The organism is Streptomyces sp. 8K308, assembly GCF_004348315.1.
In the GTDB taxonomy this organism is placed as follows: domain Bacteria; phylum Actinomycetota; class Actinomycetes; order Streptomycetales; family Streptomycetaceae; genus Streptomyces.
On the sequence record NZ_SMKC01000604.1, the window covers coordinates 1 to 1,635 of the forward strand.

The window sequence follows — 1,635 nt, forward strand, 5'->3', positions numbered from 1 at the left end:
TGTATAAGAGACAGCTGCGCGCCCGCCGGCTGCTCGCCGACCAGCTGCCGCCGACCCCGATGTGGTCGTATCCGGCGCTCGACGCGGCCGCGGGCAACGGCACCACCATCCTGGTCAAGCACGAGAACACCCAGCCGACCGGCGCCTTCAAGGTGCGCGGCGGCCTCACGCTCCTCGCCGGCATGGACGCGGCCGAGCGCGCCCGCGGCATCGTCGGCTACTCCACGGGCAACCACGCGCAGTCCCTGGCCTACGCGGCGGCCAGGTTCGGTGCGCCCTGCGTGATCGTCATGCCGGTCGAACCCAACCCGGCGAAGGCGAGGGCCGTGCGGGCGCTCGGCGCGGAACTGATCGAGGCCGGCGCCGACCTCGGCGAGGCGGCGGCGCACGCCGAGCGGGTGGCGGCCGAGCGGGGCATGCGGCTGGTCAGCGCGGCCAACGAGCCGGAGCTGATCGCGGGCGTCGCGACCGCCTACCTGGAGATCTTCGACCAGGCCCCCGACCTGGACGCGCTGGTCGTCCCCGTCGGCGGCGGCAGCGGCGCGGCGGCGGCCTGCCTGGTGGCGGCCGCGGTCGCCCCACGATGTCGCGTCTACGCCGTCCAGTCCGCCGCCGCGCCGGCCGCGCACGACTCCTGGCGCGCCGGCCGGCTCCTCACCCGCCCCATCCGCACCCGCGTCGAGGGCCTGGCCACCGGCGCCGGCTTCGACCTCACCCAGCGGATCATGCGGGACCACCTCGCCGATTTCCTGCTGGTCGAGGACGACGCGATCGCCGCCGCGCAGTGGCGGCTGATGCGCGACGCCCACACGCTCGCCGAAGGCGCCGGCGCGACGGCCCTCGCCGGGCTCCTGGCCCACCCCACCCACTTCGCCACCCGGCGCGTCGCCATCGTCTGCACGGGCGCGAACGCGAGCGAGTCCGAACTCCACACCTGCGCCTCCCCCCGGCGGGGCCGGGGCCCCGCAGCCACCTGACCCCACACGTCCGCCGAGGCCCTCGCCGCACCCCGGGCCGCCGAGGCCCTCACTGGACCCCGGGCCGCCTCGTGCCTCCGCGAGGTCCCTGCCACCGCTACTGTCCGGCGGCAGGCCGCCGAACGCGCGTCCCCTCGCCTGCGGCGGTCCGCTGGCGGCGCCGAGCGCTCTTGCGCCTCGGCGCGCCCGGCGGAGGCTTCGTTCCTTCCCGCCGCTTCTGTCCGGCGGCGGGCCGCCGAACGAGCATGCCCTCCCGCTGTGGCGGTCCCGCTGGCGGTGCCGGGCGGTCTTGTGCCTCGGCGCGCCCGGCGGCCGGGCGCGGGCAGCGCTGAGGCGCCGCCCCCCGGCGGCGGCCTCGGCCCTTCCCGTCGCCCCGGTTCGCCGGCGGCGGTGGTGGGTGGTCTCCCGTCTCGCGGTGGGTGCCCTCCGTCGAGGCGCCCGCCAGGGCGGTGGCGCCCACGCGGACGGCTCGGCCCTCCCACCGCCTCCGCCGTCGGAGCGGGGGCGCTTTCGAGGGCCATCAGCCCGCCGGGGCGGGGGTGCTTTCGGGCGCCGTCAGCCTGCCAGGGCAGGGACGGCTCGGGCCCTCCCACTGCCCCCGCCCACCAGTACTCAGGTCCTTCGGGGCGCTCCGTCAGCCAGGGCGGCGCGGCAGGAT

1 protein-coding gene is annotated in these 1,635 nt (G+C 77.9%); it reads left to right on the forward strand.

Annotation, left to right across the window (positions count from 1 at the left end; genetic code table 11):
- The first annotated feature begins 14 nt into the window (after positions 1 to 14).
- Positions 15 to 977, forward strand: a complete 963-nt coding sequence (locus E1265_RS36075; RefSeq protein ID WP_243741360.1) for a pyridoxal-phosphate dependent enzyme — start codon at positions 15 to 17, stop codon at positions 975 to 977.
- Positions 978 to 1,635 lie beyond the last annotated feature (658 nt).